Origin of the sequence: Archangium gephyra (assembly GCF_049060025.1) — a bacterium.
Lineage (GTDB): Bacteria > Myxococcota > Myxococcia > Myxococcales > Myxococcaceae > Archangium > Archangium gephyra_A.
In genome coordinates, this window is the sequence record NZ_JBMEQQ010000002.1 from 6608209 (window position 1) to 6622698 (window position 14490).

The following is a 14490-nucleotide window of genomic DNA, read 5'->3' on the forward strand; positions in this document are numbered from 1 at the left end:
CTGAATCACGGAGGAAGCACGGATCCACTCCGGTTCACGGGTCAGGAGAACAGGGGCAGGCACCCTCACCCCGACCCTCTCCCGAGGGGAGAGGGAGGAGGTGGGGAGAGTGGGCTCATTTCCTTGGAAGCACAGGGAGCGGGCAGGCGTCCTTCTCCCGGTCATCCCCATCTTCCTCCTTCAGAGCACCGGAGGAGCACATGGAGGCAGTCGAGCAACTCGAGTCCGAGCACGCCGGGCCACTGGCCTCGGGCCTGGCCGTCACCCAGGGCGTCTTCTATCTCGCCACGGGCCTCTGGCCCATCGTCCACCTGCGCAGCTTCGAGGCGGTAACGGGGCCCAAGCTCGAGGGCTGGTTGGTGAAGACGGTGGGCGCGCTCATCGCCGTCGTCGGGGGCACCCTGCTCGCCGCCGGCCTGCGCCGCCGCGTCCACCCCGAGCTCATCTCACTGGCCGCCGGCAGCGCCGCGAGTCTCGCGGCCGTGGACCTCGTCTACTCGCCCCAGCGCATCTCGCCCGTGTACCTGCTGGATGCCGTCGTCGAGGGCGCCCTCGTCACCGGCTGGGGCGTGGCCGCCGCGCGTCTCTGGAAGCACCGCCCCATCCAGCCTCCGCCTCCCCAGTACACCTCTCCGGAGGACGCGGCCGGCTTCCCCACCTAGTCCTCCGCCGTCCCGGGGGCCACCCGAGGCCTCTTGAACACGTGGATGGTCGAGGCCCCCGGCTGCTGCTCCGGCTCGTGCTGCTCGGCGATGAACTTCATCGGCGGCACCCGGGGCAACCGCACCGTGAAGGTGCTCCCCTGCCCCGGCTGGCTCTCCACCCGGATGCGCCCGCCGTGGGAGGTGATGATGCCGTGCACCACCGCCAGCCCCAGCCCCGTCCCCTCCCCCTCCGGCCGGGTCGTGAAGAAGGGCTGGAAGAGGTTGGCCTGCACCTCCGGCGCCATCCCCACCCCCGTGTCCCTCACCGTCAGCACCACGTCGTCCTCTCCGTCCGGCCGCGTGGAGACGTACACCGTGCCCCGCTCCTTCATCGCCTGCGCCGCGTTGAGCAGCAGGTTCATCACCGCCTGCGACACCTGCCTCGGGTGGCCGAGCATCGGCAGCAACGGCCCCAGCTCGATGACCACGTCGCACTGCGGCAGAAGCTGGCTGCGCGTCATCCGCAGCGCCGCCCGCACCTCCTCGTTGAGGTCGTACTCGATGAGCGCCTCGGGGTCCCCTCGCGCGAAGCGCCTCAGGTCCGTCACGATGGAGCACACCCGCTTGATGCCATCCAACGTCTGCGGCAGCACCTCCGTCACGTACTCGCGCAACACCGGGGGCAAATCCTTCTGCTCCCGCAGCTCCTGATGGAGCGTGTGCACGTTGCTCTTCACGTAGCTCATCGGGTTGTTGATTTCGTGCGCGATGCCCGCGGCCAGCATGCCCAGGCTGCTCAGCCGCTCCTGCTCCCGGGCGCGCCGGTGCACCAGGTCCAGCTCCGCCAGCGCCTTGGCCAGCTCCTGGTTGCGCTGCTCCAGGCTGGCCAGCGTGAGCTGGTTGCGCGCCCGCTCCGCCGTGAAGCGCCGCGAGATGGCGAGGTTGAGACAGGACACCGCCCCCAACAGGGCCGTGATGATGCCGATGCGCCCCCACTGGCCCCAGAGGGAGGCCACCAGCACCACGTGGGTGGCGATGACCAGGCCCAGCACGAGCCAGTCCAGCCGCGCACGTACCCGGTCCGCCTCCGTCCCGGGCTCCTGTCCCTTCTCGGGTGACCACATACCTCCTCCAAGCCGTGGCCTGCGTTCCCGGGGTCAGGAGCCAACCCACTCCTCACCCGTGCGCTCCCGGCGTGCGCCCCACCCCCCGACTTCCGGCGCGCAGGTCCCCTCCGAATGTAACAGACCTGACAGGCTCCCCGCGCGCCCGTCCGGGCAGGGCCGCACTCACGGTGAGGTGAACCAGCCCAGCGCCTCGCGGGCGATGTCCGGAGGCACCGTGTGCGGCCCGTCGAACTCGCGGTAGCGCACCGTGTAGCCCGCCTCCCTCAGCAGCGGGAGGATGCTCCGGCTGCACGGCCCGATGGGCAGCACCGCGTCCTCCCTCCCATGGGAGAGGAAGACGCCCGGCTCGCCGTGCTGCACCCCCGGCGACAGGAAGCCCGGGGAGAACGCCACCACGTGGGTGAACAGGTCCCCATTGGTGAGGCCCAGCGACAGGGCGAACGAGGCCCCATCCGAGAAACCCGCCAGCGCGAGCCGCCCGGGCTCCACCGCGTAGCGCGCGAAGACGTGGGCCAGCGCCCGGTCGATGAAGGGCACGTCCGGCCCATACCCGCCGTCGCGCAGGACGATGTCCCAGGTGTGCCCCCGCGACTCCGGCGCGAGCAGCAGCAGCCCCGCCCCGTCCGCCAGCTTCAACCACGGCGCCAGGCCGTCGCGGGCGCCACTCCTCGAGCCGTGCAGCACCACCACCAGGGGCGCGGGCCGCTCCGCCCGGTAGTTCGCGGGCACGTAGAGCAGCCCATCGCGCTCGCCTCCCAGGCCCAGTGGCCGCAGGCCCCGCTCCGGCGCCTCCACCGTGGGACGGCCCGGACGCGCGCTCAACCGGCCTTCGTTCTCGTCCCGCGCCACGGCCACCGCGCTCTCCCCCCCGGACTTCGGCTCCTTCGCCTGCTTGCAACCGCCCACCAGCAGCAGCGCCGCCACCAGCCCCCTCCACCTCCTCCCGACAGACATGGTGCTCCGGTACATGGGGACGGAGCGTATCGTGACGCCCGCGCCCTTCACCAGCGGACGCCTCGTTCCCCAGCGGCGTCCTCCCCCCGACACGCGGGCTCCTCGCGGGCCGAGGTGGGTTGTCGCCACACCTCGCGATGCGGAGCTTGCCCCGCCGACAGGTTCCAGGAGGCAGCGGACATGGCGGCTGGCAAGCAGGCGAGAGCACAGGACACGCAGCGCAAGCGTCAGAAGGCGCGCAAGGTGGGCTACGTGGTGGTGGGGCTCGGACACTTCGCGCAGGATGCGATCCTTCCCGCCTTCAAGAACGCGAAGAAGAACTCGCGGCTGGTGGCGCTCGTCTCGGGGGACCCGAAGAAGCACCGCGTCCTGGGCAAGCGCCACGGCGTCCCCGTCTACGGCTATGACCAGTACGAGGAGTGCCTCGCGCTGCCCGACGTGGACGCCGTCTACATCGCCCTGCCCAACTCGATGCACGCCGAGTACGCGGTGCGCGCGGCGCGGGCCGGCGCCCATGTGCTGTGCGAGAAGCCCCTGGCGCTCGACGAGCAGCAGTGCATGGACATGATTCGCGCCGCCGAGGACAGCGACGTGAAGCTGATGACGGCCTACCGGCTGCACTTCGAGTCCGCCAACCTCGCGGCCATGGAGGCGGTGCGCAAGGGGAAGATTGGCGAGCCGCGCCTCTTCAGCTCCTCCTTCAGCTTCCAGATCGACGCGCCCAACATCCGCGTGGACGCCGAGAAGGGCGGCGGGGTGGCCTGGGACATCGGCGTCTACTGCGTCAACGCCGCGCGCTACCTCTTCCGCGCCGAGCCCGAGGAGGTGTTCGCCTTCAGGGCCCAGGGCAAGGACGAGCGCTTCGCCGAGACGGAAGAGGCGGTGTCCGCGGTGATGCGCTTCCCGGAAGACCGGCTGGCCTCCTTCAACGTGAGCTTCGGCGCCGCGTCGACGTCCACCTACCAGCTCGTGGGCACCCAGGGCAGCCTCCGCCTGGAGAACGCCTACGACTACAAGGGGAAGATGACCCTGGAGCTGGAGACGAAGGGCAAGAAGAAGCGCACCCTGCCCGCGCGCGACCAGATCGGCCCGGAAATCTCCTACTTCAGCGACTGCATCCTGAAGGACCGCGAGGTGGAGCCCAGCGGCTGGGAGGGCCTGGCCGACGTGCGCATCATCCGCGCCCTCTACCAGTCCATGGAGACCGGACGCCCGGTGCGCCTGGAGCCCTTCGAGAAGCGCCGGCGGCCCACCGGGGAGCAGGAGCACCGCCTCCCGCCCACCCAGCCGCCCGAGCCCGTCAACGCCTCGCCGCCCATGAGCGAGTGAGGCTTCCCGGCCTGCGAGAATCCTCGGAAGTTGGAACCACGAGAAGAAGAGCCACTTGCGTGGAATCCCCACTTCCGCTGGCGCGCGGCGTGGTGCATCTTCCACGCCCCCCGCCGCTCCGCGCGGGGTCTTCCAGGAGCCCAGCATGTGTCGCGCGCTCACCCTGGTGGGTCTGCTGCTCTTTTCCCTACCTCTCGAGGCACGGGGAGAGGCGCAGGGAGGCACCACCCCCACCGTGGAGGCCGAGGTGCTCGCCCGGCGCCTGGGTGAGACGACCTGGGGCATGGAGGAGCTGCTCGCCGGCAAGGTGGAGCAGGTGACCATCACCCTGCGCGTGGAGGAGCTCGACGGGGACGGCAACGTGAAGCACACCCAGGAGCGGGTGGACCGCGTCACGGTGAAGGGCGGCCAGCACCACCGGGAGCTCCTCCAGGCACGCAAGGACGGCCAGGACGCCACCGAGGCGCTGCGCAAGGACCTGGAGGAGCGCCAGCGCAAGGGCGAGGTCCGCACCTCCTTCAACTCCGTCAACCTGCCCTTCGCCGCCTCCCACCTGTCCCAGCACCGCTTCTCGCTGGCGGGCCCGGAGCCGCGCGAGCCCCACCGGCTGCGCCTGCGCTTCGAGCCCCGCGCCGACGGCAAGGCTCCCTCCATCCACAAGGGCGAGGCGCTCGTGGACCCCAGCTCGGGCCAACTGCTGCGCCTGAGCTACAGCCCCACGGAGCTGCCCACCATGGCGGACCGGGTGGAGGTGCGCATGGACTTCCGCGCCCAGCCCGGCATGGGCCAGGTGCTCGACACCCTCCACGTGGACGCCGAGGGCGGCTTCCTCTTCTACAAGAAGCACCTGCGCATCACCGCGCGCTACTCCAACCTCGTGCTCGCCAAGGCCCAGGCCTCCCGCTAGCCCCGCGCCTCCTCCTGCCCCGTGTCCGCCACGGGCAGGAAGACGCGGAAGGTGCTCCCCTCGCCCACGAGGCTGTCCACCGTCATCACCCCGCCCAGCCCGCGAATGATGTCGTGGCACAACGACAGGCCCAGGCCCGTCCCCTCGCCCACCTCCTTGGTGGTGAAGAAGGGCTCGAAGATGCGCTCGAGGTGCTCGACGGCGATGCCGCAGCCCGTGTCGCGCACCTCCACCACCGCCACCGAGTCTCCCAACCGGCGCGTCACCAGGCGGATCTCCCCTCCTCCCGGCGGCAGCGCCTGCGCCGCGTTGACGAGCAGGTTGGTGAAGACCTGGGCGAGCTGCACCGGATTGCCGAGCACCCGAGGCACCTCGCCGTAGTCGCGCACCAGCTCGCGCCCCCCGCTCCACCGGCCCGAGGCCAGGCGCAGGGAGCTTCTCCAGCACCTCGTGCAGCGCCAGCGGCTGGAGGACGGCCGCGTCGCCGCGGGAGAGGGATTGGAGGCTCTGGACGATGAGCCGCATGCGCTCGCTGCCCTCGCGGGCGTCGGAGAGCGCCTCCAGCAACTCGCGCCGGTCCTCCTCGGGCAGTGGCAGCCGGCGCAGCTCGGCCTCGATGAAGCAGAGGTTGCTGGAGACGAAGGCGAGCGGGTTGTTGATTTCATGGGCCACCCCCGCGGCGAGCCGGCCGATGGAGGCCAGCCGCTCGTTGAGCCGAAGGCGCGCCTCGGTCTCGCGCTGCTCGGTGACGTCGCGCACGGTGACGGCGAGGCAATCGCCCACGGCGCGCACCTGGCGGCGGAACCAGCGGCGGCCGAGCCTGCGCAGCACCTGCTCCACCTCGGCGTCGTGCGTCTGGCCCGTCCGGCTGACCTGCTCGCACAGGAGCGGCGGGGCGATGAAGGCGGCATGCGGGAAGTCGGAGAGCAGGCGCCCTTCGGCCCCGCGCCCCTGATGGCCCAGCAGCGACTCGGCGAGGGCATTGAGGTGAAGCATGCGCAGGCCCCCGCCCTCTTCCGCCCGGAGGAGGAAGAACGCGTCGGGGCCGCTGCTCGCCGCCGCCCGGAAGAGCGCCTCGCTCCGGAGGCGGGCCGCCTCGCTCCGCCGATGGGGCAGGACGTCTCGCGCCAGGCCGTACATCCCCACCATCGTCCCATCCGGCCGGCGCAGTTGCCCCTTGGTGGAGCGCCACTCGCGCTCGACACCCGCCATCCGCTCGCTCATCTCGGTGGACACGGGATGGCCGGCGAACAGCGCCCGCCGATCCACCTCCTGGTTGCGCCGTGCATCCTCGGGGGGCATCAGCTCGCTGTCGGTGCGGCCGAGGATTTGCTCCACGGGCAGGCCGAGGTAGCGCGCTCCGGCACCGTTGATGAAGGTGTAGCGCCCCTGGAGATCCTTGGTGAAGACCGCGTCGGGCAGCGCCTCGGCGAGGGAGAGGAACAGCTCCTTATAAGGAAGCTCCGAAGGAGCGGGCGTTGGCTCCCACACCGCCTCTCCCACTCTTGCCGACATGCCTTCAGGGACGAGTGCCTCGTTCATGAGGCGACGGAAGTAGGTACGGGGCCCCCCACCGAGAAGTCCACCCCCTGAACAATCCGCGCCCTGGCTGTCCGGAACCCGACGATTCCCCTGTCCCCAAGGACAACTGGGTGCGTCTGGTGCCGAACCCCTGTCGGGGCGTACGGGGCCGGCTGTCACATGCCCTGGGGCTGGGAAGCGAAAGCCTCCCCGCTCGCCGCCTTCACGAGGCGCCTGGACATGACTTCCGATGTCGTGTGGTGTTTGCCAACGTGACGGGTCATGTGCAAACTGGATGCATGGGTCATGGATTGATCGACCGTCCCTGGACGCCGCTTGAAGAGGCACCTTCGACTCCCCATGCTCCGGGCATGAGCGGGTCGAGGCGCAAAGCCACCTACGAAGACCTGGAGACCGTTCCCCCCAATTGCGTGGGGGAGATCGTCGATGGCGAGTTGTACGTGAGTCCTCGCCCGGCTTCGCCCCGTGCCCGCGCCGCCATCCGACTCGGGACGTGGTTGGAAGGGCGCTTCGACCAGGGCGAGGGAGGACCCGGAGGCTGGGTCATCCTGTTCGAGCCCGAGTTGCACCTGGGAGACGATGCCCTGGTGCCAGACCTGGCGGGCTGGTGCCGGGAGCGCATGCCGGAAATGCCTCACACGGCGGCCTTCACCCTGGCCCCCGACTGGATATGCGAGGTGCTCTCGCCCTCCACGGCGGTGCTGGACCGGGAGAAGAAGATGAAGGCCTATGCTCGCGAAGGCGTGAACCACCTGTGGTTGGTGGATCCCCTCCAGACGTCGCTGGAGACCTACCGCCTGGAGAAGCGGCGCTGGAGCCGGCAGGGACACTGGAGCGGGGAAGCCACCGTGCACGCCGAACCCTTCGCGATGCTCCCGTTGAAGCTCACTTCGCTCTGGGGGCGGTGACTCGGGACCTCACGCACGCGGAGAGGTCCAGATCTCCGTCAGTCGGTGGGCCACCACGGAGCCGCCGAACCGCTCCTCGGCAGCCAGGGCGAGCCGGGGCCTGTCGTTCAGCAGGAAGGCCCGCTCCACGGCATCGGCGAGGCTTCGCGCGGACAGGTCTCCCGCGATCGCGCCCAACCCGCCCTCGAGCATGAAGGGGAAGGGATAGACGGGGAAGGTGGCCACGGGCGTGCCGCAGAGCAGCGCCTCCACGGCGGCATAGCCCCACTCCTCATAGAGACTCGGGAAGAGGAAGACATCCGCCGAGCGCATATGGGCCTGCACCTGCGCGGCCGGGAGCGGCCCGGTGAAGCGCACGTCGATGCTCTCCGGCAGGGTGCGCGCCAACGCCTGGAGCCGCTCCGGGTTCTTCCCAATCACCTCCATCTGGAGCCGCCAGCCGCGCGGCGCGAGGTCACGCAGGGCCTCCAGGGCGAGGAGGAGGTTCTTCCTCGGGTGGGACAGGTCTCCGCTGCAGACGAGCAGCCGCTTGAGGTCCACCGCGCGACCTTCCCACTCCGCGGACACGTGGGGGCGCTCCATCTGGACGGGCGGAGGGCAGAGCATGGCCTGGATGCCCTGGGAGCGAAGCTGCGCGGAGAGCGAAGGCGTGGGAGCCACGACGCAGTCCGAGGCGCGGTACCCCTCCACATCGCCGAGGTAATGGGAGAACGACTTGAGGGTCATCACCATTCGCCGGAGGAGGTTGCCGCCACGGGTATGGCGCCAGGTCTCCAGGGCGCGAAGCACCGGCTCATGCGGGTAGAACCAGGCGGCCGAGACGAGCCTGCGGGCGAAGGGACGGAGGGCCGGAGCCAGTCCCGGGCGGTTGAGGTGGACCACGTCGAAGCGCTGCCCGGTCCGGGCGAGGGCCGCGGTCAGCCCGCGCTCGAGCCGGAGCCGGTCGAGCCGGGGCCAGAAGCGCGCCGCCAGACGAGCCCACCGGCCGGGAGGAGCGATGTCGAGCTCCAGGATGCGGACCCCGGCCAGTCCGAGGCCCGTGCGGAGGCGGGAGGCCGCCGAGGCCGTGGCCGCCAGTGTCACTTCGTGCCCGGCCGCCATGGCACTGGCCGCGACCTGCTCCGCGTAGGTGTCGATGCCGTTGAAACCGCCCTCATGCACCCCGACGAGCAATCGCAACCGGGAGACACATTCCGACCGGGCAGGGGCATCCACATCGGCCTCCTCTGAGGAGCGCTGAGCGCGAGAGGATGGATGTAGTGCTCGGTGTGCCCACCGCCTCCTGCCGTCCGGGACGAAGACACCGTGAAGGTCGCTGAGCAGACAACGGTGTTGCGCTTGGACTCCACAGCCGTCTGCTATTGCATGTCTGAGAATGCTTTCCCATCACGTGAGAGTGCGCGAAGTCGACGATCTCACGGCGCCCCAGCACCACCAGCATCCGCCACTTCATCGCTTCAGCTCGTCCAGCTTCGCCAGCTCGCCCGCGGCGATTCCAAGGGAGAGGGGGCCACAGTGGCTCACGGTTGAATGGACTGTGGCTCACGCGGCTTCCGCGAGCGCGCCGAGACCGGCGCGTAGCACTTGCCTTGGTATTCGGCATCGTCCTCATAACAGGGCGGGCGCTTTTCGAGCGCCTTCCAACAACCACCGTTGATCTCCACCTCCCCCTTTTTTGGCAGACACGGCGCCTTCGCCTGGTCGCTGAAGGGCTTCGCCGGTAGGGGATAGGTAAGGCCAGCAGGGCTCACATCGCCCGTGTCCACCAGCGTGGGCGCACGGTTGCCCTCATCAAGCTGCACGGCAACCCCACCAGCCTCGTGCTGCTCGCCCCGCTGGCTCTCGACGTATGCCTGCCTGTGCGCCGCGACCATCAACAGCACCAGGGCCACGATGACCAGCACGACTCCGTACCCCACTCCCGTCCCCAGCACCCGGCGCGCACTCGAGCCCCACTGCTTCAGCCTTCCCTCCGGCGCGTGCGTCAGGTGTCGGCGTGCTTCGTCGCTCCACTCCATCCGCTCCATCATGCGGGTGAGCACTTCGAACAGCCCCGCCAGTCCCGCCAGTCCTCCTGTTGCCGGAGCCTGCTCCACCTCCAGCGCGACATAGGGTGGCCGGGCCTGGGCCGTGACGCGCACCTGGCAGTCCTCCTCGAGCTCCCCCGCCCTCACCTGGTCCTGGCACCAGCACCAACGCCGGCGCGTCCGTGTGCACGTTGTGCGCCTCATAGAGCCGGCCCATCTCCGGGTCCTTGCTCTCGTGCCGCCTGCCGAGCCGATACGGGCCCAGCCTCCCGTCCTTCCCGTGCTTCGCGTCCGCCATGCGAGTGCCTCCTCTCGCCCCTCTTCTACACCTCCAATTTCAGCCCGTCGCCCGTCCACTCGCTGGACTCCACGAGCCAGGTCGCGTGTGTATCAGCCCGCCTCCACGAGCGCCGCGAGTCTCGCGAGTGCCAACCGCCAACCGGTCTCGTTATCGGCGGCCGACACGCCGCGCGGGAGCCCATCGTGCACGGCGAGGACATCGGTGCCGCCGTCCGCATCGGCGAGCGAGATCGTGATCGTCATCTCGCCCTGCAGCGCGGGATCCGCCGTCTCGAACTCGTCCACTTCGACCACCTGCTCGTCCGGCACGAGCTTCACGAAACGGCCGTGGTACGTGTCGGTGTGCGCAGTCGTTTTGCCGGTTCCGGCCGGCGCGTCGTACGTGAGCGAGACCCGGATCGCGCCACCTTCGCGAGGGTCGAACTCATGCACGTGGCTGGTCATGCCGGGCGGCACCCTCCACGCCGCGATCGCGCGCGCATCGACAAGCGCACGATAGACCCTCGCGCGGGGTGCGTTTACACGGAGGCGGATGCGGGTCGAGCTCATGTCCGAACATAAATCGAAATGGTTCCTCCCCTTCAAGCCGCGGAACCCCTCTCGCCCCTCTTCTGCACCTCCGATCTCAGCCCGTCGCCCGTCCCCTCGCTGGACCCAGGCTTCCTGAAACCCAGAAGTCAGAAGTCCTCACGGACCTGAGCGAGGGTGTATTCCTTCTGAGCGGAGACGACGGGCCCCGTTTTCTCCACGAGCCATGCGGGAGCGCCCTGGGGCAGGTAGAAGTCTTCCTGGAAGGGGGACAACCCCAGGTGGTGCAAGTACTCCTCGAGCATCTCGAAGGTGAATCGGTCCCTCACCTTGCGAGCCTGGTACCGCTCCAGCTTCTCGAAGGGGAAGGGCTCACCGGACTGGCCGAACACCCAGCGGCCACCGTCGTTGGAAACATAAAGGGTGCGCAGGTAGTTGAGCCAATCCGTCTGCCGGGGTCCGTACAGCTCGAACATCACGGCCCCATAGCGCCCCTTGTCCTTGCGAAGGGTGTGGGGCACCGCGACCACACGCATCCCCCGGCAGCCCAGCGTCCGGGCCATGTAGGACATGGCGCTCGCGGCATCGGTCCCCTGCCACCCGTTGTCGATGTATGCCGTCCAGGGACTGCGCGTTGGGATGAAGAGGTGCCGCCGCCTCTCCGCATCATTCAGGGGCAGCAGGGTGGAAAGGGTCTGCTCCAGGGTACCTGGAACTGGAGATACCCCCACGGCGATGCCACGGGGCGCCAGCAACCCGCCCTGCCACGCCGCGAATGCACGGGCAGCATGCTCCGCATCCGTCTCCAGAAATCCCAGCTCCGAAGTGACAGGCGCCCAGCGGTCCTCCAGGAGCAGGCCCTTCATGTTCTCGCTCATCCGATGAACCTCGCTCCTCAGGGCACGATCAGGAGGATGATCTCCGCATCCGGGTCGTTGGAGATGATGCGCGATTGGTGGCTGGGTCGACGGTCCGCGCGGAGACCTGGGGCAGTTGGACGCCGCTGCGGCGCAGAGCCTCCGCCTGTTGAGGCGGGGGCGCCTCGAAGTCGATTTCGACAGGACTGCGCTGCCCATACCACCGAGGAGCTCTGGAGAAGGGCTGCGCGGCGCATCCCGTGAGCCACAACAGGAGGAGCCAGCCGACGGCGAGTCGCACCACTCCACGATGCCGGACAAGGATGGAAACCGGAAGGACGAGAGAAGGAGATGGCAGTGGGGACCTCAAGGGAGCGGTGCGCTCACGCGTTGGCGCTTCGACCGTCCGGTTGTGCTAAACCCGTCCGCCCGATGGCCACGAGCGACGAGCTGACGGCAGCAGATCTGGAGCGGTTGTCACGGGCCGAGGCGCCCGACCTCGCGGAGGCCGTGCTGGCCTTCCTCGAGCAGCCCGACAAGCTGCCCGAGACGCTCCCCCAGGGCGCCCTCTCCTTCGACGGGCTCCTCAGCCTCCTGCGCCAGTCCCAGTCCCGCCGCGGCGCCGAGGCCCGCCACACCGGCGCCCGCGAGGCCTGGCAGCGCTACCTCGCCCAGAAGGACGTCCCCCTCCCCGCACGCTTCGCCCTCGCGGACCTGCTCGTCTCCCTCTACGAGCGCAACACCAGCGCCTCCCGCGCCGTCCTCTTCGAGCTCGCCCGCAAGGCCGACCTCCGCTACGGCCTCTGGGGCGGCCTCAAGCGCATCTACAAGCTCGCCGAGGCCCGCCATGACGCCGAGATGTTCGGCGTCCTCGCCTGGCGCTTCGACACCGAGCGCTCCGAGTCCTACCGCACCCGCGACGTCTCCCGCGGCACCCTCACCTACCTCCAGCGCCGCGCCTGGCGCTACCTGCGCCAGCTCGCCCAGGCCATCCCCGAGCTCTACCCCCAGTTCGCCATCGAAGTGCTGCGCCACTACGAGCCCGATACCTCGTGGCGCTCGTGCTGGGTCTCCCACCACATCTGGGCCCACGAGAACGGCAACTACTCCGCCAACTCCTTCCCCATCGAGCCCCCCGGCGACATGGTGAAGAAGCGCGCCTTCACCGACGCGTGGAAGCGCTCGCCCGATGCGCTCATGCGGCTGCTCGACACCTGCCAGTCGGACCCCGCCGCCCGCTTCGCCATCCAGGGTCTGCGCAAGGACTTCCCCGAGACCCTGCGCAACAACATCACCCCCGCCTGGCTGGACCGGCTCGCCCGCCGCCCGCTCGCCAGCGCCCATGACTTCCTCGTGGAAACCCTCCAGGGCTCCCCCGAGTTCCACCAGGGCAAGCTGCGCGGACTCGGGCTCCACGAGGCCGTGCTCGCCCTGCTCGTCTCCGAGAGCAACAAGGCGCGCACCTACGCCATCGAATACGCCCGCGCCCAGGCGCAGGACCTCGCCCCCGAGCGCCTCGCCACCCTGCTCGAGGGCGAGCACACCGACGTGAAGGCCTTCGCCGCCGCCGTGCTGGAGAAGCGCAACCCGCGCGAGCTCGGCCCGGACTTCCTCGGCCGGCTGCTCGTCCACAAGCAGACCGCGAAGTTCGCCGCCAAGGCGCTCGAGCAGAGCTTCGACCGTGCCGAGCTGCACCCAGAAGTTCCTCTTCGACATGCTCTTCGGCGACGAGGAGCAGACGGAATGGGCCACGAAGTACCTCAAGTCCAAGTACGGCAAGGGCGAGCTGCCCGTGTCCTTCTGGAAGGCCCTGCTCGATGACTCGCGCCTGGAGTCCTATGGCAGCGACGTGGAGGAGCTGGCCCTCGAGTCGCTCAAGGCCTTCAAGCCCGCGGACATCGGCGCCGACTGGCTGCTCGACCGCGCCATCCACCCGAACTTCGGTGACACCGTCTCCGACTGGCTCACCGAGGCGGACGCGCTGCCCGGCCTGGACGTGGAGCGCGTGAAGGGGCTCGTCTTCAACGCGAAGTACCGGGAGGTGGCGGTCAAGCTGCTCGGCAACCGCAAGCTCTTCGCGCCCCGGGACGTGGGCATTGCGTGGCTGCTGGCGCTCGCCCGGCGCGCGGACCCCACGCTGCACCACTTCGCCCACCGCTACCTGCTGGAGAACGTGGCGCCCGCCGACTTCAGCGAGTCCGGTGATGCCACCGCGGGCCTGGAGCGCCTCTTCGAGCTGGCGCTCGGCGCGAAGCAGCCCGCACCCGTGCGGACGTTCGCCCAGACGTACCTGCGCTGCCACCACCCCGTCATCGGCCCCGAGCAGCCCGAGTCCAAGTCCTACCAGCTCAAGCCCAAGGCGCCTCGCAACGCGTACACCCCCGAGCGGCTGTGGTCCGCTCTCTTCGATGCCCGGGATGACGTGCGCCACTTCGCGCTCGCCGTGACGCGCGTGGAGCTGCGCGCCTGGGGCTGGCACACCCGCGTGTACGAGCTCGCCGAGGCTGGCGCCAAGGAAGTGCGCAACCTCGCCTATGACGCCCTGCTCGACGCGGGCGAGGAGGGCGCCGACAAGCGCCGCACCCTCACCCCCGAGGAGCTGGACGCGGTGAAGGTGTTCTCCCTCACCGAGAGCACCAAGCGCTCCACTCGCGAGGTGGCCGTGGAGCTCATCCGCCGCCACTACGCGCGCCTGGGCGGGCCCGAGCGCCTCGCGTGGCTCATGGAGAGCGCCGACCGCGAGGTGGGCCTCTTCGCCATCCGGCTGCTCTGGGAGAAGCACCGCCCGCTGCACCTGCCGGAAGGGTGGAAGCCCTCGGGTGCCACGGAGTCTCCGGTGAGCGCCACCGAGCGCTTCGCCAACGTGGAGGCCCTGCGCACCTTCCTGCGCCGCATGCTCTTCGGCCTGCCGCCGGGGCGCTCCAAGGAAGGCCGCGAGGGGAACGTGGTGCGGCGGGTGTCCGCCAGCGAGGCCAAGCGCCGGGTGATTGAGCTGGTACGGGACCTGGGGTTGGAAGACGAGGGCTTCGCCCGCGTGGTGGCGCCCGTGCTCGGTGAGTTCACCGGCTCGCTGGCCAAGGGCGAGTGGCAGAGCTGCCTGGCCTCGCTGGTGAGGCTGCGCGCGGCGCACCCCGGCGTGGAGGCTCGGAGGACTCTGACCACCACCGGCCGGGACGAGCCCCTGCAAGAGCTGGTCCCGCGCACCGATTCGCGTCCCGCCCCTGAATCATAAAAAAATCGTGCATGATTTTCCCGCCCGGGGGCTCCTACTCGTGTGAAGCCGCGTGCCTTGGGGGACGCGGCGAGCATGTCGTCGGCGAACCCGTGTGTGTCCACACCACCGGGGCCCTCGCCCGTGAGCGCTCGC

At 69.7% G+C, this 14490-nt stretch carries 12 protein-coding genes and 1 pseudogene; 5 read left to right on the plus strand and 8 right to left on the minus strand.

Annotated elements, in window-relative coordinates:
- Positions 1 to 200 precede the first annotated feature (200 nt).
- Entirely contained in the window at positions 201 to 662 is a 462-nt protein-coding gene (locus tag ACN28I_RS28665; RefSeq protein ID WP_420945104.1) for a hypothetical protein, read from the plus strand.
- On the opposite strand, the gene ACN28I_RS28670 is transcribed toward ACN28I_RS28665, so the two are convergent.
- Together ACN28I_RS28670 and ACN28I_RS28675 are read right to left on the minus strand one after the other, a co-directional pair.
- On the minus strand, positions 659 to 1768 hold the full coding sequence (locus ACN28I_RS28670; protein ID WP_420945105.1) for a sensor histidine kinase: 1110 nt from the start codon (positions 1766 to 1768) through the stop codon (positions 659 to 661). The genes ACN28I_RS28665 and ACN28I_RS28670 overlap by 4 nt on opposite strands.
- Before the next feature lie 165 nt (positions 1769 to 1933).
- The gene (locus tag ACN28I_RS28675) at positions 1934 to 2695 is read right to left on the minus strand and encodes an alpha/beta hydrolase (protein WP_420945106.1); all 762 of its coding nucleotides are present in this window, start codon (positions 2693 to 2695) and stop codon (positions 1934 to 1936) included.
- 210 nt (positions 2696 to 2905) lie between these two features.
- On the opposite strand from ACN28I_RS28675, the gene ACN28I_RS28680 reads away from it, so the two are divergent.
- Positions 2906 to 4054 carry a Gfo/Idh/MocA family protein gene (locus tag ACN28I_RS28680; RefSeq protein ID WP_420945107.1) on the plus strand — a complete coding sequence of 383 codons (1149 nt, stop codon included), beginning with the start codon at positions 2906 to 2908 and terminating at the stop codon, positions 4052 to 4054.
- A 145-nt stretch (positions 4055 to 4199) separates the two neighbouring features.
- Positions 4200 to 4961, plus strand: a complete 762-nt coding sequence (locus ACN28I_RS28685; protein WP_420945108.1) for a hypothetical protein — start codon at positions 4200 to 4202, stop codon at positions 4959 to 4961.
- Here ACN28I_RS28685 and ACN28I_RS28690 read toward each other — a convergent pair.
- Both ACN28I_RS28690 and ACN28I_RS28695 read right to left on the minus strand, forming a co-directional pair.
- Positions 4958 to 5350 carry a sensor histidine kinase gene (locus ACN28I_RS28690; protein WP_420945109.1) on the minus strand — a complete coding sequence of 131 codons (393 nt, stop codon included), beginning with the start codon at positions 5348 to 5350 and terminating at the stop codon, positions 4958 to 4960. The genes ACN28I_RS28685 and ACN28I_RS28690 overlap by 4 nt on opposite strands.
- 148 nt (positions 5351 to 5498) lie before the next feature.
- Positions 5499 to 6503, minus strand: a pseudogene (locus tag ACN28I_RS28695) (PAS domain-containing protein); the annotation flags it as partial.
- Between the two features lie 350 nt (positions 6504 to 6853).
- On the opposite strand from ACN28I_RS28695, the gene ACN28I_RS28700 reads away from it, so the two are divergent.
- Complete coding sequence (locus ACN28I_RS28700) at positions 6854 to 7411, plus strand: Uma2 family endonuclease (RefSeq protein ID WP_420945110.1); 558 nt, start codon at positions 6854 to 6856, stop codon at positions 7409 to 7411.
- Between the two features lie 9 nt (positions 7412 to 7420).
- Here ACN28I_RS28700 and ACN28I_RS28705 read toward each other — a convergent pair whose 3' ends face one another.
- From ACN28I_RS28705 to ACN28I_RS28720, 4 genes are all read right to left on the minus strand, one after another.
- On the minus strand, positions 7421 to 8590 hold the full coding sequence (locus ACN28I_RS28705) for a glycosyltransferase family 4 protein (RefSeq protein WP_420945111.1): 1170 nt from the start codon (positions 8588 to 8590) through the stop codon (positions 7421 to 7423).
- Between the two features lie 341 nt (positions 8591 to 8931).
- Positions 8932 to 9552, minus strand: coding sequence for a hypothetical protein (locus tag ACN28I_RS28710; protein ID WP_420945112.1), 621 nt, complete (start codon positions 9550 to 9552; stop codon positions 8932 to 8934).
- Between the two features lie 276 nt (positions 9553 to 9828).
- Positions 9829 to 10287 carry an SRPBCC domain-containing protein gene (locus ACN28I_RS28715; RefSeq protein WP_420945113.1) on the minus strand — a complete coding sequence of 153 codons (459 nt, stop codon included), beginning with the start codon at positions 10285 to 10287 and terminating at the stop codon, positions 9829 to 9831.
- 128 nt (positions 10288 to 10415) lie between these two features.
- Positions 10416 to 11144 carry a hypothetical protein gene (locus ACN28I_RS28720; RefSeq protein WP_420945114.1) on the minus strand — a complete coding sequence of 243 codons (729 nt, stop codon included), beginning with the start codon at positions 11142 to 11144 and terminating at the stop codon, positions 10416 to 10418.
- A 1660-nt stretch (positions 11145 to 12804) separates the two neighbouring features.
- Here ACN28I_RS28720 and ACN28I_RS28725 point away from each other — a divergent pair.
- On the plus strand, positions 12805 to 14355 hold the full coding sequence (locus ACN28I_RS28725; protein ID WP_420945115.1) for a hypothetical protein: 1551 nt from the start codon (positions 12805 to 12807) through the stop codon (positions 14353 to 14355).
- Positions 14356 to 14490: the final 135 nt, after the last annotated feature.